This is a genomic window from Gabonia massiliensis (genome assembly GCF_001403595.1).
Lineage (GTDB): Bacteria > Bacteroidota > Bacteroidia > Bacteroidales > Coprobacteraceae > Coprobacter > Coprobacter secundus.
In genome coordinates this window covers 1381966-1403127 of the sequence record NZ_LN877940.1, presented here as the reverse complement: position 1 = coordinate 1403127, position 21162 = coordinate 1381966, and the positions used below count along the sequence as shown (strand labels likewise).

Annotated in this window: 17 protein-coding genes; all 17 read right to left on the bottom strand. The window is 39.2% G+C overall.

Going from position 1 to position 21162, the window contains the following annotated elements; all coding sequences use genetic code 11:
• Positions 1-2 precede the first annotated feature (2 nt).
• Positions 3-1646, bottom strand: coding sequence for a sialidase family protein (locus BN2628_RS15360; RefSeq protein ID WP_055099485.1), 1644 nt, complete (start codon positions 1644-1646; stop codon positions 3-5).
• 201 nt (positions 1647-1847) lie between these two features.
• Positions 1848-2759, bottom strand: coding sequence for a dihydrodipicolinate synthase family protein (locus BN2628_RS15355; RefSeq protein WP_055099478.1), 912 nt, complete (start codon positions 2757-2759; stop codon positions 1848-1850).
• A gap of 64 nt (positions 2760-2823) precedes the next feature.
• A complete protein-coding gene (locus tag BN2628_RS15350) occupies positions 2824-3567 on the bottom strand; it encodes a FadR/GntR family transcriptional regulator (RefSeq protein ID WP_055099473.1) in 744 nt (247 codons plus the stop codon).
• Positions 3568-3982: 415 nt separating this feature from the next.
• Complete coding sequence (locus BN2628_RS15345) at positions 3983-4924, bottom strand: dihydrodipicolinate synthase family protein (protein ID WP_055099467.1); 942 nt, start codon at positions 4922-4924, stop codon at positions 3983-3985.
• A 230-nt stretch (positions 4925-5154) separates the two neighbouring features.
• Positions 5155-6234: a hypothetical protein gene (locus BN2628_RS15340; RefSeq protein WP_055099409.1), complete on the bottom strand. Its 1080-nt coding sequence runs from the start codon at positions 6232-6234 to the stop codon at positions 5155-5157.
• A 206-nt stretch (positions 6235-6440) separates the two neighbouring features.
• Entirely contained in the window at positions 6441-6863 is a 423-nt protein-coding gene (locus tag BN2628_RS15335) for a hypothetical protein (RefSeq protein ID WP_021930083.1), read from the bottom strand.
• Between the two features lie 27 nt (positions 6864-6890).
• Complete coding sequence (locus BN2628_RS15330) at positions 6891-8216, bottom strand: hypothetical protein (protein ID WP_055099402.1); 1326 nt, start codon at positions 8214-8216, stop codon at positions 6891-6893.
• A gap of 414 nt (positions 8217-8630) precedes the next feature.
• The gene (locus BN2628_RS15325) at positions 8631-9356 is read right to left on the bottom strand and encodes a YebC/PmpR family DNA-binding transcriptional regulator (protein WP_021930085.1); all 726 of its coding nucleotides are present in this window, start codon (positions 9354-9356) and stop codon (positions 8631-8633) included.
• A gap of 35 nt (positions 9357-9391) precedes the next feature.
• On the bottom strand, positions 9392-11857 hold the full coding sequence (pheT, locus tag BN2628_RS15320; RefSeq protein ID WP_055099396.1) for a phenylalanine--tRNA ligase subunit beta: 2466 nt from the start codon (positions 11855-11857) through the stop codon (positions 9392-9394).
• A 216-nt stretch (positions 11858-12073) separates the two neighbouring features.
• Positions 12074-12997 carry an RluA family pseudouridine synthase gene (locus BN2628_RS15315; protein ID WP_055099390.1) on the bottom strand — a complete coding sequence of 308 codons (924 nt, stop codon included), beginning with the start codon at positions 12995-12997 and terminating at the stop codon, positions 12074-12076.
• 227 nt (positions 12998-13224) lie between these two features.
• The gene (locus tag BN2628_RS15310; RefSeq protein WP_055099315.1) at positions 13225-13482 is read right to left on the bottom strand and encodes a DUF4834 family protein; all 258 of its coding nucleotides are present in this window, start codon (positions 13480-13482) and stop codon (positions 13225-13227) included.
• A 60-nt stretch (positions 13483-13542) separates the two neighbouring features.
• Positions 13543-14229, bottom strand: coding sequence for a CDP-diacylglycerol--serine O-phosphatidyltransferase (pssA, locus tag BN2628_RS15305; RefSeq protein WP_055100466.1), 687 nt, complete (start codon positions 14227-14229; stop codon positions 13543-13545).
• Positions 14230-14269: 40 nt separating this feature from the next.
• Complete coding sequence (locus tag BN2628_RS15300) at positions 14270-14932, bottom strand: phosphatidylserine decarboxylase family protein (RefSeq protein ID WP_055099301.1); 663 nt, start codon at positions 14930-14932, stop codon at positions 14270-14272.
• Positions 14933-15167: 235 nt separating this feature from the next.
• Positions 15168-16130 carry a DUF4843 domain-containing protein gene (locus tag BN2628_RS15295; protein ID WP_055099296.1) on the bottom strand — a complete coding sequence of 321 codons (963 nt, stop codon included), beginning with the start codon at positions 16128-16130 and terminating at the stop codon, positions 15168-15170.
• A 45-nt stretch (positions 16131-16175) separates the two neighbouring features.
• A complete protein-coding gene (locus BN2628_RS15290) occupies positions 16176-16394 on the bottom strand; it encodes a hypothetical protein (protein WP_055099292.1) in 219 nt (72 codons plus the stop codon).
• Positions 16395-16407: 13 nt separating this feature from the next.
• Complete coding sequence (locus BN2628_RS15285; RefSeq protein ID WP_055099279.1) at positions 16408-17814, bottom strand: RagB/SusD family nutrient uptake outer membrane protein; 1407 nt, start codon at positions 17812-17814, stop codon at positions 16408-16410.
• Between the two features lie 12 nt (positions 17815-17826).
• Positions 17827-21162 (bottom strand): SusC/RagA family TonB-linked outer membrane protein, encoded by a 3336-nt coding sequence (locus tag BN2628_RS15280; RefSeq protein ID WP_055099232.1) that lies wholly within the window; start codon positions 21160-21162, stop codon positions 17827-17829.

Sequence of the window (21162 nt, the reverse complement as noted above, 5' to 3'; positions counted from 1 at the left end):
GTTCATTTCTTATTTTTTAATATTTCACTCAACTTTATTTGTATAAATGCAAGAGCAGCCTGGCTACTTTCGTATAATATACCTATTGTGCCCTCATCTACTGAAGTTATGCTCGAATATCCGGCACTACGGTATTGGTCAAACATAATCCAATTCTCCTCGGGCCATGTCATACCATTATCAAAACTCGCTTTAAGAGTCAGTTTATCCCTGGTCTTATAATCATTGGGATTGACAAATAACAACACGCTTTTTTTCTCTCCATTCATCACAAAATCATGCCGATGTAGACTTCCCATACATGTAGGTTCTATCAAAGCCTTTCGTGAAGTTGGGTGCTCTATCCACGTTTTTCCACAATCCGAAGTAGTGCAAATACGGCGACCATTTACCCTTTTATTTCCTCGATTCCTATTATCCCGCATATTTAGCATAATATCTCCATTATCAAGCTGTACAGCATTACATTCAGTTACATTATAGTAAGCCGGCTCACTCGCAATCCAATTTCTTCCTCCATCCCGACTATAAGTGATATTTGAAAAAGCATTTCCTTTTTCATCTCTCCCTTGCGTTGGAAATACAAGGGTACCATCTTTCAGAGTAATTCCATGCCCTGGAGCTGGAGCAAACAACCACCATTCCGGACGTTTCGTTTTCGAGGTAATATTATCAGGAAATCCCCACGTCAACCCATCATCAGAACTTTTTGTAATCAGAAACTGACATGTTTCCTTTATTCCCAATCCAGGTTGAGAACCTTTCTTCCGCCATTGATGTATCCAATATGTACTCTCCTGAGTCAAACCCTCAATCCATCTTCCATTATCATCCAAAGCACCATACATCCATAACCCCGCAACATATATATCTTCTGATTTTTCATCAACCAATATGCAAGCATCACTCACCCCATTATATTTCTGAGGCAAACCACCCCACTCCCCCATATCCAGCACCACCTGCATCGGATACCACGTTTTACCTTTGTCCGTACTTCTATGTAGAGCAATATCTATATTGCCTTGCAAATCACGAGAAGAATCGTAACGCGCATCAAATATAGCAAGCAGTGTACCCTTTGAAGTTGTAACCAAACCAGGTATACGAGATGAAAACACCCCATCCTGACCTTGCTGTCTTACAGCAACCCCTACACGCAAAGGATATACTTTTTGTACTGGTATTTTCAAGTTTCCGACTGATGTATTTATTCTTCTACAATTCAGTTGAATACAGTGTTCCAACGATATACTGTCTTTTAAAGTTACTGCTATCCAGAAAGACACAGTATCTTTATCTACTTTTATTTTTTCTTTAAAAGAAAACTGCTTCTCCAAAGGCTCTGCTTTTCCCAATAAAATTTTCTCATCAAGCAATCCCTCATTATTTACACCGTACATTCCTATACAAACAATATCCGAAAAATCCGTAGACCCTTTTAAATCCAAATCAACGCAATTTACTTCGTAAGAAAATGTACTTGTCCTAACCAGACTTATTTTAATAACCGGATTTATCTTCTTTTTCACCAAAACGGGAATAACAGGATTCTCCACATTTACAATAACTCCTTCAGCCAAAGAAACACAGGGAAAAATTATAATCGCAATAAATATAGTGATGACTTTTACAAATAGGTTCATGGTATATATCAATGTAAGAAATTAATATATCTTTATTCCTCAAAAAAACTCCGAAATATTTTAAGGTTATATTTTTCAAAAGGAAAAAAGTAGGACTTTACCTTTTTTCTAAGTACCTTTGTATTGCATTTAATTAGATTTGAGGGGATAGACAGAAGTGATCACCCCCATGCTTCACATTCTGTCATCTCCCCTCTTTTTCTAAAGTTTTGGAAATCCTATTTCATGCAAATCGGCTTTTAATCGTTCAAATTCTTTTTCTCCGAATGGAGTAATAGGCAACCGACAATCACCACATCCAATACCGATAGCGTTCATTATAGCCTTTCCACCTCGAACACCTCCTCCATATCTGATAATGACCTCAACTACCTTTATCGATTTCATTTGTAATCTGCGAGCAGTTTCTATATCATTTCTCGACATAGAATCAAAAATCCCTTTGTAAACCTCAGGCATATAATTATAAGTACTGCCTACACCAGCTACAGCCCCCATTGCTAACCCTGAAATCAAAATTTCATCAAATCCATGCAATACTTCAAACTCATGGTTATTCAGGTCGATACAAGTACCCATCTCCATCAAATTATTATGAGTAAACTTAGTTCCTGCTAAATTGGGTATAACTTTTTTACCTTCTATCAAGAATTTATCTACAGGCAAATTTACTCCTGTAATAGAAGGCATATTATAATAATAAAATGGTAATTCTGACGCGGCGGCAGCTACTGGCACAAAAAAATTGACCAAATCCGCTACAGTGACCGGTTTAAAAAAGGATGGTGCAATCGATGCAATAGCATCTGCCCCTATATTCATTGCATGATGAGCCAATTCAATCGCATATTTCTGACAATTGGTCCCTACATGTGCAATCACCCTAAACCTTTTATCGGCAACCTTCACCCACTTCTCCAATACAGCTTTCCGTTCCTCTATTGTCAAAGAAGAAAACTCACCTGTAGTACCACACACAAAAACCCCATTTATCGGTGTGGAGGCGATCCATTCAGCATACTTGTCTATCACATCCAAATTTATCTCCCCTGTCTGATACATAGGAGTAAAAACGGCTGCGACCATACCCTGTAATCTCTCAAATTTTACCATAGTTGCATTCAAATTAGATTCAAAAATATTCTTATTCTGTTATTTCAAAAGTTGAATTTTTTATTCATATCATTTCTAATTTTTTTCTGTCACTCTCTCTATTTCTACCCCGCTTACTCATAAATATCTTATACACTTCAAAATGTCTTTCTATAGCATCCCGATAACCATTCTCATCTCCAGATTTTATAAAACCCAGCAAATCTGCATGTGTTGCAATACGGTTATTTCGGCTCAGTTCTATATTTATGGGTTTCAAATAATCTTTAAATTTCTCTTTTACAAACATCAGGACAGGGTGTATTATTTCCTGAAATTCTGTTATAGTTTTATTTCCCGTTATCTCATATAATTTTGTATGGAATGAAGATTCACTTATCAGCGTATATTCGTTATTTTCAAATACCGTACCTATACGCACAATATCCTCCAAATCTTTAATATCCTTAGGCGTTATATTTCGAAAAATATCACTCGATATTCCTATTTCAAGTGCGATACGAAACCCCAAGATATCCAAGATAGAATCTTCTCCCAATATACGAGGGTCTATCACTCGTTTCATCCCCCCAAGAATAGATGGCTCCGTCAATATCATTCCTTTACGGGGACGGGTATAAATGAGCCCCATCATTTTTAAACGACTCAATGCTTCACGAACAACACTTCTGGCTACACCTAACGCGGAAGCCAAATTGTTTTCATTGGGAATATGATCTCCGCACTTCAAATCGTTTTCTTTAAAATAAGTTAGCAAACGATCTTCTACCTGATCGACTAATGTTGTTTGATTTATCTCTATTTTCATCGGTGTATGTCGAATTATCTTGTGTCTTTTCTTGTTTATTCTTTCAAAAATTCTCAGTCTATTGGTATTAGAACAATATTTATATGTTCAATCTGATTTGTCTGACAAATAATACAAATGCAATATTAAGACAAAAAAATATATAATACAAACTTTTAGATAAAAAAATATATTTTTATGCTGGAAAACATAAAATACACTTCCATAAGTACATCCTTTCATACTATACCTACAAAAAACGCAATTTTTTTTCTGAAATATACTTACAGATATACACACCAACTATTTCTAAGTAACACTTAAAAACAAAATCATGTATTACCAACCTATAACAAGGAAAACCCCGGAAAGCATATACAAATCGAGATTATAAATAACTGATTATACTATAAAGGCTTTTCAATAAGAAACTACTCTATTTTATTCCAAAAAATTCAGGAATAATACGACGGCCCTCTCTTCTCACTTTTTCTACATATTCCTCTGGAATAGACCGGTAAGGCCACCTTAACTTTGCTCCCACATCAGCCCAATCGCCCACCAAGGCCATAAATCTGTCACAAGCATGATTAGGATAATGCTCTTTTACAATAAAGGGCTCTACTTGTGCTGTCATAAAAGTTTGTATTCGCCGTTCCAAATCGATGGCTGCATCCTTGTCTTGTTCGATAGAATCAGCCCATTTTTGTGCCGCAAAAGGATTAAGGCAAGCAACATTAGAATACGCACCGTGAGCTCCTGACAATATTCCTGTTGCCAAATGGTGACCAGGTATGAACACAGATAATCCCTTGACCTTTTTCCGTACGCACTCATACCATTCAACAGAACAGTTCCGGTCAAAAACTTTTACTCCAATCAAAGACGGTATTTCCTTTTTAAGAATCATCCATTCTTCTGGAGTTAGTTTCACTTTTGCATGTGGAGGATTATATAAAACCAAAGGAATACCATTAGCTTCCTCTTCCATTCGTTTAAGAAATATAATAGCTTCCTGCACACTAACAGGGAACCAATCAGGCAAGATAACTTGTACCGCTCCAGGACGCAAATCACGAATAAGTCTTAATCTCTCCAATGAAATAAGAGGACTCATATGGCTGACTCCAATCTGATAAGGTATCATCACCGACTCACATTTCTCAGACAACAAATTACTCACTTTTATAAATTCCTCTTCTGTCTGAGCATAAAATTCCCCTGCTGTCCCATTAGAATATATACCATCCGAGCCTGCCGATATAAGTACATCTATCTCATCAGACAATCGTTTATAATCAATATTGCCAAACTTATCAGTCGCCAATAATAATGTAGCCCAATTCCCCCTTAAAGAAGCGTGTGTCAATGCTTTCATTGTAACTTATTTTTATTTGAATCGATAATATAGTATCTATATAAAAACTACTATTACAGCAATTCTATATATAGAATCCGGATATTTAAATAAGGGGGTGAAAATTCAGATAATAAATCGTTCTATTTTATAAAGCAATATTATAATAAAATATTATATATCAAAAATTAATTCAAATGTTATATAACATATTACCTAAGTAAAGTAGACCAATATTCTCGTAACAATATTTATTCATCTTTAATAATTACCCGTAAAATATGCGGAGTACGTATGCCCGGTTTTACCTCTCCACTGACGATATACTGCACATCTCCATCCGAGACCATACTTGTTGTCACTCCTATCGGATAAGGACTCTCTCCTATCTCTTCTATCGTATTTTTTCGCAAATCATACTTCAGAACTTTTCGGGAAAATCCCGGATGTGAAACACTTCCGGGTATGATACTTTCCACTCCGCCATAAAACAAGATATTATCTTCTTTATACGAAATCCCATTGCCGGCCATCACCGGAAAAGTGCCCTCCAATACACTCCAATTTTGAGTCTCCGGGTCATAACAATATCCCTCAGTATGCACTTCCAAACCTTTGCCTTCACCGAAACTGCGACCACCGAATAGATAGAGCTTTTCGTCATGTGGTACGCAAACACTATAGGCGAGTGTGGGCCCCGGCCAGCTCGGTAAAGCTTTCCAACCGTCGGATGGACGGGACATGTCCATTACAAAAAAGTGATGGCTAGATTGTTCTGGGCTCATACTTTCCTGTCCACCTGTCAAATAGATTTTCCCTTTTATCTGCCCCCCAGATAAATTCGATAATGGAACCGGCAACGAGGGATAATAGTCTTTGTTTATCTTTAACTTGCCTCCTCGCTCTGTGATTAGGAATACGTCTTTATAACAACTGTCGGCATTGTTTCCTCCGATGCAAAGTACTCCATCTTTTACCTGAAGGGAAAGACCGTAAGCCAAGGGCTTTTCTAAAAAGTCTTCGTAGACTTCCCATCGTCCCGTTACCTTGTCATAGCTGTAAAGGGTACTCCACCAGACTTTATGCCCACCATCCCATGGGTATTGTTCTGGGAAATTGGCCCCACCTGCTATAACCAATCGGTTACCGACAAGGCCACAGTAAGCTCCGGCCAGACCCTTGTTGGGAAACATCCCCGAGCTAGGGGGTAAAATCAACTCGTTATTCCAGTATAGCTCTATATTACCTCTGTCGTCTTTTCTTGAACAACTGTAATACAACATCGGTAATACTACTAATATCCAAAATCCATATTTCTTATTCAACACCATTTTTATGATTTAGTTAACACAAAAAGCTATATTTATGCAAATAACTCTTTTCAGTCCTTAAAGTTACAATAATAAAAAACAAAAAAGAAAATGCATCACAAAAACCTGTCAAAACAACCTTTGTAACACATTTTCTTTCTTATACGAATCGAGTCAGTATAGTAAAACTATCCCTTTAGAATCTGACAATCATAAATAAAATCTTATTAATCAATCGGATTACAAGCAAATACCATCCCGAAATTACCCGCAGCATGACTACCGGTAAAAGTAAGCTCATAACCATCTATTGTCTTTGTATACATACCTTCAGCATTCGGATTCACTGTAAATCCCGCTGCAGCCAATTTAGAATAATATCCCGTAGCCATGGATGCATCACACTTATAATCAAAAAATCCAACGCTTTCCATGCCAAAAGTCTCGTTATACTGATGGAATTCGATATCTCCATCATACTTGGGGAAATTACCCATAAAAGGATGTTCTCCGACCAATTTTTCCCAAGTCATCCCAGTTGTAATTTCAATACCATCCTTTCCATCTTTATCATCATCGTCCTTAGAACAACCGACCGATACAAATGAAAACATTGCAATACAAAAGATTGCTGTAATTAACTTTTTCATAATTTATTATTTTTTATATATATTTGGTTAGAAACGAAATGAAAGACCTGCAGAAGCATAACCGATATCCCGGCCACCCTCAACATAAACTCCGACACTCCTACAAAAGTAATAACGCAAACCAGCCGTGGCAATAACTCCGACATTCGTATTCATCTTACTCTCTGAAATCATCTTTTCCCCGCTTTCCTGATCTGTCGTCCGATTGCCGGTAACTCCCAAATCAATCATTACACGGGCATAAGCTTCAAAATTCCGACAAAGTGTCAGATGCCAACTCAACCCTGCACAAATATCAAACCTGTTACTGGATGTTTCCTTTGTCTTAAGACCATAACCATTATCCCATTGCCAATTATACCCATACTTGCTATAAGTAGCTCCAAACAGATAACCGATGCTTCCCAACTTACTAAAATCCATAAAACAGATATCGGTATAAATACTTATCGGTGGAATATACATCTTATAACCCGTACCATCATGTTTGATATTTCGTGACCAAGGGGCAATAGCCGGAGACACCCCCAGTTGTATAGTTCTCATATACTGAGGAAATACAACCTCATTTTTCATTCTCTTCCAAGATGACGACTTAGCACCACTGACAACTGTAATAGTCTCCTGTACTCCCTGTTGGTCTACTTTCATTTTTCCGGAAATTCTTTTCACCGGCACACTCCCATACTCTGTATCCCAAGCTTTTACAATTGTCATCATTCCCGTAAGCTCTTTTGCTTTTATACGTGTCGCAAATTCCTGATAATCATAAATTTTACTAAAATAATATGCCATTTGCTTTCTATTTGCTCCCTGCGCACCGAGAACATAAGGGCCGGAAACATATTCACTGGATACCCAAATAGCAATATCCTTATCTATACTGAAAAAATAACTTATGCTCTGTCGAACCGTCGTTATATTATTTACACGCTCTTGAGTGATAAAAAATGCAGAATAGACATCAATACCCCGTCCTTCATACTCTGCCCTGACCCAACGGATTTTCGGACCTCCGGCCATAAACCCCATTCCCTTGCACTTGCGCTTCACATATTTAAGGCTATCCATAACGACCAACGAATCAATATCTTCGCTGATATACCTAATCCTTTCTCCATTCGGGGTCTCACTTACTTCAAAAAAGGTCGGATCATTCACTATTGCCGACCTTAAATACCCCTTTATGACCATCCCTTTCGAATTATCATTCGCATTTGCAACTTTATTCAGATACAATATTACAGACACAGCCTCTTCCTTTTCCTTCTTCTTTCTGGCTGCCACTTCCGGCACAAAGAACGATGCAGTAAACGTTATCAGTAGCAATTTGACCAATAAACTTTTGTCCATATTCAATTTTTTTTAACTATACTCCGAGTTACCATTTACTACAACACACCCTATATGGCAAGATTAAGATTCGACAACTTATTTCAAATTTTCACCACACTATCTATCTCTAAAGAATATCAAAATATAATATATGTTAAGTTTTTTCTGGTAACTAATAACTCCAACAAATTTTATACAAAGAAACATATTTTTCCGATAAATTTTGTTACTAATTGCCTTTCTACTATATTTAAACTATATAAAATCTCATTTTCTCTTCAAAAATACTCACTTCAAATTGCTCCTCCATACAGAAATAAATGGCTCGACAGGTTTTGGACATTATCTGTCCGAAACCTGCCGAGCCGAAAACAATAACAAAAATAAAATTTGTTTCTATCTATGTTATTCAGAAAATATTACCAAGAAACATTATTCCTCTTCTGCCTCTTTCATATTATGGAAAACATTCTGAACATCCTCATCATCTTCAAACTTCTCAAGCAACTTTTCGATGGAAGCACGCTGTTCTTCTGTCACATCTTTTGTATCGTTCGGAATACGTTCAAACTCAGCACTTTCTATCTCAAAGCCATTTTCCTCAAGATACTTTTGTATATTACTGAACGATTCAAACTCACCGTACAATACAATTTCCTCTCCATCAGCCTCAAGTTCATCTACTCCATAGTCTATAAGTTCCAGTTCAAGATCTTCCAGAGAGACTCCCTCTTTTGCTTTAATCTTGAACACGCTTTTATGGTCAAAAAGGAATGATAAACTGCCACTGGTTCCCAGTGAACCTCCGAATTTATTGAAATAACTGCGCACATTTGCTACTGTACGGGTAGGATTATCAGTAGCGGTTTCGACAACGATAGCTATACCGAAAGGCCCATATCCCTCATAAACAATTTCCTTATAATCTCCCTCATCTTTTGAAGTAGCCTTCTTTATAGCACGTTCTACATTTTCTTTAGGCATATTAGCCGCCTTGGCATTTTGCATAAGAACACGCAGACGCGGATTAGCATCGGGATCGGGGCCACTGGCCTTTACGGCAATCGAAATTTCTTTTCCTAATTTTGTAAATGTACGCGCCATATTTCCCCAGCGCTTCAACTTTCTGGCTTTACGATATTCAAACGCTCTTCCCATTGTTATATTCTTATTTCTATTTTGTTATAAATTAATTATCTGAGTTTTGCATTAAGCTTCTGTTGCAAATTATTGATAATACGACTCATAATAGAGTCTATTTGCTTATCATTCAAAGTTTTATTCTCATCTTGCAATATAAATGTCACGGCATACGACTTCTTACCCGTTTCCAAATTTTTACCTTCATAGACATCGAAAAGATATACTTCTTTCAAGAGTTTCCGCTCCGTTTCATAAGCCACTTTCTCAATTTCCACGAATGGAACAGATGCATCGACCAATAATGCCAAATCCCGTTTTACGGGCTGGAATTTAGGTATATCAGTATATAATACCTTATTATGGGCCGCTTCTTTCATCAACAATGTCCAATTGAGTTCCGCATAGAAAACATCATTATCTATATCAAAACCTTTCAATACCTTTTTTGCTACAATACCTATTACGCCTATTTGCTTACCATCACGAGTAGCAATATTCAAGGCTGCCGAAAACAAGTCTGTAGACACTTGAGTATATTGCAATCTACCGAAATTTATACCCAAACGGATAAAAATATTTTCGACATAAGCCTTCAATTCATACACACTCGATTTTTCGTCAGGGTGTGCCCAACTACCCGATACTCGATTCCCGGTAACCCACAATCCCAGATACTGTGTTTCTGAATAAGGAGCCAATACACCCTTTTCCACACTGGCTGCAGGATTAAAATAATAACAATTTCCGAATTCATAGAACTTCAAATCGGGGCGACGACGATTCACATTATAGGCAACACTCTCAAGCCCTCCGAAAAGTAGAGTCTGCCGTAACACATTCAAGTCGTTACTCAATGGGTTCAAAAGTCTTACACAATGAGACTCTGGATATGTCTCAAGCGATGCATAATATGCCGAACGTGTAAGCGAATTATTCATAATCTCATTGAACCCACAACCGGTAAGCTGCTCAGCTACCAAATTTTGCAACTGATGGCTGGTATCCGTAGAAGTTTTATACGAGAGATTCGAATGGACATTATCGGTAAATTCAACATTATTATATCCGTAAATCCGTAAAATGTCCTCTATCACGTCAACATCACGCTGCACATCTACCCGATAAGTAGGAACGCTCAACGAAAGGCAACCATCTCTTTCATCCAAAATTTCTATCTCAAGGCTCTTAAGAATGCTTTTTACTATATCGGCCGGTATCACTTTGCCTACCAAACTATTTATACGCTCATAAGCAAGCTCTACCTTGAAATTTTCTATTTTCTGAGGATAAATATCAACTATATTACCCGTAATTTCTCCACCAGCCAGCTCTTTTACCAACAATGCAGCCCGCTTGAGTACATATACAAGATTATTAGGATCGGCTCCACGCTCATAACGGAATGACGAGTCTGTATTGAGTCCGTGGCGACGTGCTGTCTTACGCACCCATGTCGGATTGAAATAGGCCGATTCGAGGAATATATCAGTCGTCTTGTCGGTCACACCCGAATCAAGACCGCCAAATACTCCGGCAATACACATACCCTCGCTCTCATTACATATCATCAGGTCCCTATCCGAAAGCGTACGCTCCGTCTCATCAAGAGTTACAAATTTCGTCCCTTCAGGCAATGTTTTTACAATGACTTTGCCTCCCTTGACTTTATTCAAGTCAAAGCAATGCAATGGTTGTCCGGTTTCGTGCAATACGTAATTGGTAATATCTACAACATTATTAATCGGACGTAAACCGATGGCATGCAAACGCTGTTGCAACCATTCAGGACTTTCGGAGACTTTCACATTACGTATAGTCAAACCACAATATCTCGGACATGCTTCCGTATTCTGTACCTCGACCTTTATAGCATCCCCCGACAGATTATCTATTTTGAAACTATCTACCGAAGGTTTTCTCAAATCAGGAATATATCCATTCCGAACCAGATATGCAGCCAAATCTCGCGCCACACCATAATGCGATGCAGCGTCGACACGATTCGGTGTAATATCTACTTCGAGTACATAATCACTCTTTATGTTATAATAATCCTTTGCCAACGTCCCCGGGACAGCCGTCTCTGGCAATACGATAATACCATCATGGCTTTCACCGATACCTATTTCATCCTCGGCACAAATCATTCCGAATGATTCTTCTCCCCGTATTTTAGACTTCTTTATAGTAAAACTTGTATCACCGTCATACAATACCGTACCCACTGTAGCGACAACAACATGTTGTCCGGATGCTACATTCGGAGCTCCACACACAATTTGCACCGGTTCTCCATTACCTAAGTCGACCGTTGTAATATGCAAATGGTCCGAATTGGGATGTTCACGACACGTCAGGACCTTCCCTATAACCAATCCCTCAAGACCGCCTTTTACCGTTTGTACTTCCTCGATACCACCTGTTTCAAGCCCAATCGATGTCAAAGCTGCCGATACTTCCTCGGGAGTTAATGTCAGATTCAGATAATCTTTTAGCCAATTATACGAAATATTCATATTTGTATGTTTATTTTTTCATGCTTATCCGGGTAACGGGTTAATCCCTGTCTGAAAACAGAAATCCCCAATCCGGCAAGTATTTTATGATTACGCACTTAAGGAATGCAAATTTAATAAGATTATTTTTAAACTGCCTATTTCGTCTCAAATAAAATCTCAGACAATACACGTGGGCTCCTGATTTTTTGATTCTTCTTCGAGATGACACCGTTGTCACTTTTCCCTCACCAAACGTTGGAACGAAGCAGGAATCGGTGTCTCAAAAAACATATCACGCCGAGTTATGGGATGCACAAAACGCAATCGGGAGGCATGCAGTGCCAATCGTCCCAAAGGATTACACCGGGATCCGTATTTCCGGTCACCGATAATGCTATGCCCCAAATCTTTCATATGCACTCTAATTTGATTTTTACGGCCGGTAGCCAGTTTCAATTCCACAAGTGAAAAATTTTTATTCGCCTGCAATACTTTATAGCGAGTAAGGGCATATTGTCCACCTTCCGACTCATCCGGAGTGGAATATACTTCGAATGCCGAATTTTCACAAAGATACGAAGATACCTCTCCCTCTTCTTTCTCAAGTTGCCCCTCAACTACAGCCACATAACGACGGTCGAGTACCATTTCATTCCATGACCGTTGCATAGTTTCCTGTATTCCCTGTTTTTTAGCAAACATCATCAGGCCGGACGTGTCACGGTCAAGGCGATGCAATACAAACAACCGATTTGAGGGGTCTGCTTCTTTCACATAATCACTCAAGATACGATAAGCCGTCTTAGTCTTTACCCGGTCTGTGGAGACCGAAAGCAAACCATAGCCTTTATCGACAACCAATACGAATTCATCTTCATAAACAATCCGTAAACGGCTATGATTGAACTCCTTAAAACCTTTCAGAAAATTTATTTTTATTTCATCACCAATATGTACAGGTACATCGTATTTTGTAGTAGGACTATTATTTACAGCGACCTGACGATGTGTCAGCAAAGACTTTACACTGGTACGACTTTGGTCTTTGAACATGGTAAGCAAATAATTCAATAAAGTATCATCCGCTTGTACACGATAAGTCTTTATAGAGTCCCTGAACCGTTCAGCCCGGGATTTATGTTTGTGAGGTTGTCTCATTTTTAATTATGATTATTTAAAAAAACTTACAAATATAAGCATAAAGAAACGACTACCACGCAACATCAATGAAATAATTACGACAGGAAGACTCATCGACGAAAGCCAAAACCCAATAACCCAAACACAACTTATAAAGACTGACCGAAAATTCAAATATCACATACTTCCCGCATCCTCTTTAGGAATTAGACAAAAGGCAAAAAAACGGTCATATTTCCCAAAAATCACTTATTATCTTTTATCTCTTCAAAATCAACATACTCTCCATCGTTCTGGTCGAAGATTTTTTTCTTCTTTTTGCCATACGTATACCATTTGGTCGAGGACTGACGGCCACCGTCCCCATAACTTTTTTTAGAACCCCCATTTGCACTATTCTGCGACGGCCTGAAAAAGAGACGGGCAATCACCCCTAATAGTCCTAAAGCAGACAGGACAATAAACAAAAAAATAAAAAAGATTATAGTTAATATCACACTCATAATATTCGGAATATATAGTTACACTTACCTATTTAAAAACAAAAACTATACCAACTTTGTTTAATGTCCTTTCCTAAGTATCGAGAGTATAAGATATAGACCGATAGTAGCTGCGAGCCCGCTCACCCCGAAAACGACTATCAGCACGACTGCACCGGCAATCAAAAGATACCGGATATAATTATCTTTAAACGAAAGATTTTTAAACTTCAACGAAAACATCGGGATTTCAGATACCAACAATCCTGAAAAAACAATTACCAAAACGATAATAATGTAAGGATTGATATTATGCTGGAGAGAATAAAAACATGTTCCTATCCAGAACAAGGCATTCGCCGGTACAGGCAATCCGATAAACGACGTAGTCTGGCGAGTATCGATATTGAATTTTGCCAGCCTCAGCCCCGAAAACACAGCTATAAGAAACGCTGTATATGGTAAATAATCAGCTAAGAAACCGGTAGCCCAGAAAGTACTCAACCTAAGATAGCTGAATACCAACAACGCCGGAGCCATACCGAAACTTATAAGATCGGCCAGTGAGTCGAGCTCCTTACCCAATGGAGAATAAGCCTTCAACAAACGTGCCAACATACCATCCAGAAAATCAAATATTGCAGCAAGTGCAATAAACACAGCAGCCGTCTCAAATTCGGCATTGAAAGCAGCAACAGATGCAATACATCCTGAAAATAAATTCAGACACGTTACCGAATTGGGTATGTTTTTTACAATCACATTCATCCTTTTTACTCTCTTTTTCAGCTCTTGCACTCCACGTTCTTCAACCCCTCAAACGGGCTATTTGTGTCATATTCCCGACTGTCTTATCATCGAGTTTCACCAATATCTCTGCATCCAAAGGCAAAAAGACATCTACTCTCGAACCGAACTTGATAAATCCCATATGCTCATCGATATGACACTCATCTCCCGGCTCGGCATAGGTGACAATACGCCGTGCCATAGCTCCGGCAATCTGTCTCATAAGTATATCTTGACCATTTTCAGCCTTAATTACCACAGTAGACCGCTCATTCTCCGTACTTGATTTAGGCAAATAAGCTGCCATAAAACGCCCATTTTGATGACTTACATGCGTCACCGTTCCATTTACCGGAAACCAATTGGCATGCACATTGAATATGGTCATGAAAATAGAAACCTGAATACGTTTCTCATGTAAGTATTCATTCTCCATGACTTCTTCTACTGCAACAATAGTCCCATCGGCAGGAGCCACAATCACATTCCGGGTATCACCGACAAAATGACGACGGGGCGAACGGAAAAAATTGAGCACTAACAGATAAAATATTACCGAAATCGTCAATAATGATATGGACACAAAATGGTTATGAAAAAAGACATATATCGAGCCATTAACAACAGCCAAGCCTAATATCAAAAAAAACAGTATATTTCTCCCTTCCCGGTGTATCTTCATTCTCATGGATGTGTACATAATTTTTATTAACGGACAAAAATAATGTCTTTTTATCGAAAGACAAAGCTTCTGTTTCGTTTTCTTGCATTATATCTTCTTTTTTTGAACATGAACTATCTTGAACATTCTATCTGCATACAAGCCGGATAAGCCTCCAGTATTCAATAAACTTCATATAAACGAAAAGGAGAACTCCGTTAGAAGCCCTCCTTTCTTGATATATTATGCAACTTTATTATTGTACTCGTTTGAAGTGATAACGCAACGGATAATAAATCATAGCGGGTTCATCTTCTGTAGCGAAATCTTTCATTCCGTTATACTCTTCAACCAAGAAATCTGTCGGTTCATACGAATAGACGATAACCTCAAGTACTTCTTCGTTATTATCATCTTTAATGACGGCAAACGCTACCCGAGAATCTTTTATTGTTGAGCTTTGAGCTGAAAAATTAGCATTGATATTATTTAATACGAATACAAAGCCGGTTCTCTTCAATAAATAATCTTCCGGGAAACGGAAAATCTGCTCCTGAATATATTTCATTTCGCTATTCCCTACAAAATAGTTTTTCAAGTCACTTTTCATATTTACTTCCAGACCTCCATCACTGATTGTAAGCTGGTCTTCAGAAGACACCGAAGGAAATTTGCTCAAGTCATACGACAATCCCCAATAATCTTTATTGCTACTTTCCCAAGTACAAGAACCCCAGGTTCCCTTCAGTACTTCAATGGCTTCTCCTACGATTTTGATAGTAAGAGAAGCATTATCTCCCAAGAAAAATTTATCAGAAGGCTTCTTTACTGTCAACACGATTTCATCTTTGCCTTCTTCTTTCTTAATAAAATTCAGCTTCAAAGAGCCTTGAGACTTACCACTGGGAACTGTTATGGATTTCTCACCGGCAAAAGAAAAATGAGTTCCCTCTACTGCCGTAGACTTTTCTACATCCACCTCTACCGGAAATACCAAATCCTTTGGTGCTGAATACTGCGCCAAATCAGCTCTTTTATACAAAGAAATCTCTGCCGATGCAGTCTGGAACATTGTTGCATTCCGGTTTGTAAAAGAATAAATGACATCTTCCGTCACGTCTACATCCGTGTCAATAGAATTATCTTCATCATCATCCGATGAACAAGCCGCAAAGCCTAATGTCAGGAACGCAGCCAAAGCATACACATACTTTTTCATGTCGTTTGTTTTTTAGTTAATTAATAATTATCGGTTATAGAAATTCTATTCGAATTGTTTGTACTCATCCCTTATAGCATCAACTATGGCTCGTTCCTCACTATTCATTTCATATATGGGGAACACCAGTTTTGCCGTTGACGAACCCTCAATACGGGGAGGCATTTCATCATACGACTCGCACGCTGTAAACAGGCTCAACGCAACGAAAAAAAAGCAACCTGCCCATAACATATTTTTCAGCTTCATACTTCGCATTTTCATATTCTACGCTATTTTACCTAATAATAAATTCGTCATACCCCTCATTCTGTTGTAAACCGGGAACAATATCCACATCCGTGAGAGGTATCGGATAAGTGTACATAAACTTACGGGTCACAAATTTCTGCCCTTGCTCGGGAACCCAAAACTCAGGACTCCCGTTTCGCTTCAATTCAAAAAAGCGATCTCCTTCCATAAAAAGTTCTTTTCTCCTTTCTGTCAAGATAAGAGACATCAATCGAGTAAGAGACGCTCCGGTAACATCCACCGTAATCAGGTCAGTACCTTCTACCGGCTCCGGCAATTGGTCCATAGTCAAAGGAACATAATCTTTTATCCGGTTACTCCGCAAAGTATTGATATCATCCAGAGCCAGCCCCTGCTCTCCCATATGATAATAACTCTCGGCACGAATCAGTAACATTTCGGCACTGCGCATACCCGAAAAAATAAATTTCTTTGTAATCCTTTTTACAGTGAAATTCATTTCATACCGAATATCGTTAGCCTTTTCTTCATCACTAAACGTATCTATAAATCGCTTGCTCACCGGACGGGCCGTTATAGCCTTATACGTCCCCACACCCTCTGATTCCGTATTGGAAGACGATATTGTCTCCGATTTGATAAGCATGTTTCCTTTCAAACTATACGCCGGAGTCATCATCTCTTTATAACCGTCTCTGTCGAGCAACGGATATGCAGCCATCACCTGAGTAGCAAAATCGGCCGCTTTGTCCCATTGCCGGGTCCAGAAATAGAATCGGGCCAGATAACCTTTCACTACGGGAGCCGTAAAACGATAAATATCATCCTGCACATTATACGACAAGGCTTTTTTCAAATCATCTTCAATAAAGTCTATTGTCTTTTTCAAGGAGCTACGCACCGGCCAATTCTCCATATCAAACGTCGTAACGATTTGCAGACCCAACTGGTCGCTTTTATTGGGATCATACACTTCACAGAACCGCCGCAACAACTCATAATAGCATGCTCCCCGCATAGCATACGCCGTGCCCAATACATTTTTCGCCAAGTCCGATTCCTTATCTCCTTTCATCTCCCCGAAAATGATATTACAATCACGTATAATCTCATATAAACTGGAATAATCCGTTTTATTTATACTCATTGTATATATATCTCCCGGATATATTTTCAGAGCCTGACCGGTAGATTTATCGGTCAATGCAACTTCCAGATTATCAGCGACCTGTTCATAAAGAGTAACCTTCTGAGTCGATTCTATCAGACAATCCAAATTTCCACGGTCCAAATCATCCAGATGTGAGTGTAATAATGCAGAGAATTCTTCTGCCGTCTCAGGTATCACCTCTTCATGCGGTTTTATATCCAAAAAATTCTTACAAGAAGCAAGAGACAATAAAAGAATAAAAACTATACTGTATTTTTTCATAATCGGCACTATTTAAAATCCTATGTTTAACCCCAATATAAAATCTCTTGATTTCGGATAAACGGCTCCCGGTGTCTCAGGGTCTATGCCGTCGTAATTGCTAAAGATGCAGACATTGCTTACCGATGCAGAAATACCTAATGACGAAATGTAAGCCCTACGCATCCAACGGGCATCGGGAAAAGTATATGTCAAACGAATATCACTTATCTTAAAATATGAAAGATTCTTTATCAAAGCTCCATTCGTAACTTTATCATAATTTGAAGCTATTGAAGATATATCTATAACCTGTTCCCCGAAAGCATCAAACAATCTCGGATAACCGTCAGTTATCGGATTATCCTCGGTCCATCGGTTTACCACATCTTTCGATACATTCAGAAAATTCACATACAAGTCATTGTGAGAAGTCGGAATATCTTGATTTGCCGTCTTTCTAAAAATACCATAACTGGCAGGAGACGATATCTCATCCGTTATCTTAGCTCCAATCGAATAGTTTCCGCTTACACTCAGCGACAACCTTTTGTAACCGAAATTAATGACATATCCTCCTGTAACCGGAGCATTCGATGTCCCCAGATAATAATAATAATTATCGGAATTCGACCGGTATTTCGATTCCGATTTGTCGGTATCCGGACGCATTTTGAAAGCATACAATCCTGTATTCTTGTCTATTCCCGTATATTTCCCCGTAATGACAGCCCCGATAGGATATCCCTCATAGACTGTCGAATATGTAGCATACGGAGAATTATACTCCACCAGCTTATTTCTGTTATAGGCAACATTGGCCGTAGCTGTCAACGACAAATCCCGGGTCTTTATAATCTTACCTGCCAAGGTAAATTCAATACCCTGGTTCAGTACTCTTGACGTATTATACGACTGAACGTTGAAACCCGTATTCAACGGAACCGCCACAGACGAAATCACATCTTTGCTCAAAGCGCGGTAAAAACCTAAATCCCAAGTCATCCGGTCATCAAAAAAGCCGGCACTCAACGACGCATTCAAATCAAAAGTTTTTTCCCAACGCAGATTAGGATTCGGCGGATTTTTTACAGATCCCATTCGGTAATATGTATCATCCGTTTTACGAAATGAAGCATCATATTTCATAATAATGTAAGGCGTTGCTGCCGCATTCACTTTTCCGGTATACCCTCCCGAAAACCTCACCATTAACGAACTTAGGGCAGGCTTCAATTTTTTCATAAACTCTTCGGCCCCTATATTCCAGTTAAAACCCAATGACCCATTCGGATTGAACTGCTGTTTGCTCCCGAATTTGTTCGAGCCATCGGTACGCATGGTAAAACTTGCTACATATTTATTCATCAGGACATAATCCATAGAACCGTAAAAAGAAGCCGTGGCATTCTCTATAGTCGACTGCCCGAAATATCCGTCTATTTTAGACGCATAATCCACCAACTTGTTATAATCTACATTTTGGTCACTGGGATACACCGGGAATGACGAATTTCCCGTTACCGTATCATACCCGTACCTCTTGGCATGAATTGTTTTTGCATAAGAACGACTTATTTCCGAGCCGGCAATAACGCTCAAGCGGTGTATATTACCGAAAACCTCCGAAAAATGTAACTGCCCACGTAAAGAATAACTCTGATTATAAGAAGTGACCTGGGCAATCGACCCATATCTTCGGGTCGACGCCATGGTAGACCCTTCGAACGGTCTGTCCATCCAAGCCGTATACGTATCCTGCCCCGAAATATTCTCTGAAACATTACTTGTGTACCCATAGGCCGCCAGCCCTTCAAACTTCAAATTCCTTAATATGGATATACCCAATTGAGCGTTTACATTGGCCGTAACATTTTTAGTCTCATTGGACGTCTGGTCCATCTCTCTGAATATATTGAACCCTTCCGAAGGCATCAATGTGCTGGTCATGCCATTAGTCCTTGCCAACATAAAATAAGTATTGTCAGCAGCATACGAACCATCGGCATTAAACGGTCTTTCATACGGATTGGCAAAGTAAGCATAAGTAAACGGATTGACATAAGTAGAAGTCTGGTCGGCTGTCATATATGCCAAATCAGTAGAAATACCCAGCGATATCCGTTTATTGGGAGTCATATCTACTGTCGCCCTCAAAGTATAACTATCAGAGCCTGTACCTCTTACCAAACCATTATTTTTATTGTACCCGGCCGACACATAATAAGCACTCTTATCACTACCTCCGGAAAAAGAGAGATGATGACTGTTGGATATAGCTGTACGGAACAGTTCATCAAACCAATTGGTCGTATGAGCTCCAAGCTGCTCGATATAAGCATCCTGCTCCGCCTTTGTCATTCCGGCATAATCTCCATAACCGGAACGTATCATGCCGACAGCACCTATAACAGGATAATAAGAACCGGTACTAAATCCTTCCGCCGAAAACTCATCCCAAAGTTCCTGCTCCCAAGCCAGCTTTTCTCGAGAATTCATCAAATTTGCATCCCGAGGTGGTTTAGTGACGAAACTTACTGTTCCGGAGTAATTCATCTGCAACTTCCCGGCTTTACCTCTCTTAGTCGTAACGACAATTACTCCAGCCGCTGCCTGAGAACCATAAATAGCCGAAGCCGAGGCATCTTTCAATACAGTAATCGATTCTATATCCTGAGGACTGATACCGGCAATACCTCGCTCATAAATATTTGTAAAATCTCCGCTTCTAAGGCTTATTGTATTTACCTCCGGTATATCCCTTTGCAAAGGGACTCCGTCGATTACCCACAAAGGCTCGGCATCACCTGTCAAAGTCTTTGTCCCACGTATACGAATTTGCGCCTCAGAGCCCGGTTGTCCCGAAGTCATTTTCACACTTACACCGGCCAGCTTCCCTTGCAACAACTGGTCGACAGAAGCTCCGGGATTTCCCTTCAGCTCCTCCGCTGTCACGACACCAACCGAGCCGGTAACCCGGTCTTTCGTCGTTTTCCCATAACCGGTCACAACGACTTGCCCCAGTTCGTGAGAATTATCTTTCAGCATAATATCAAAATCACCTGCAACTTGGGCAGTCATCACTTTCGATTCAAGTCCCAGAAAAGAAATACGCAAAGTACTCCCCTTTTTGGCGAATATCGAAAACCGTCCATTCTGGTCGGTAATCGTACCGTTTGTCGACCTTTCTTCCCGTACAGAAGCTCCTGCCAGAGGCTGCTTCGTCTCATCATAAACCGTACCGGTAATCTTTATCTTTCCGGTATTCCCCTGAGCTATGATATTTGTCCCCGCATTTAATGTCAGAAAAAAAGACAATAATACCGAAAACAAATACCCGGTTTTTCTATTCAAGTGTTTTCGTTTCAT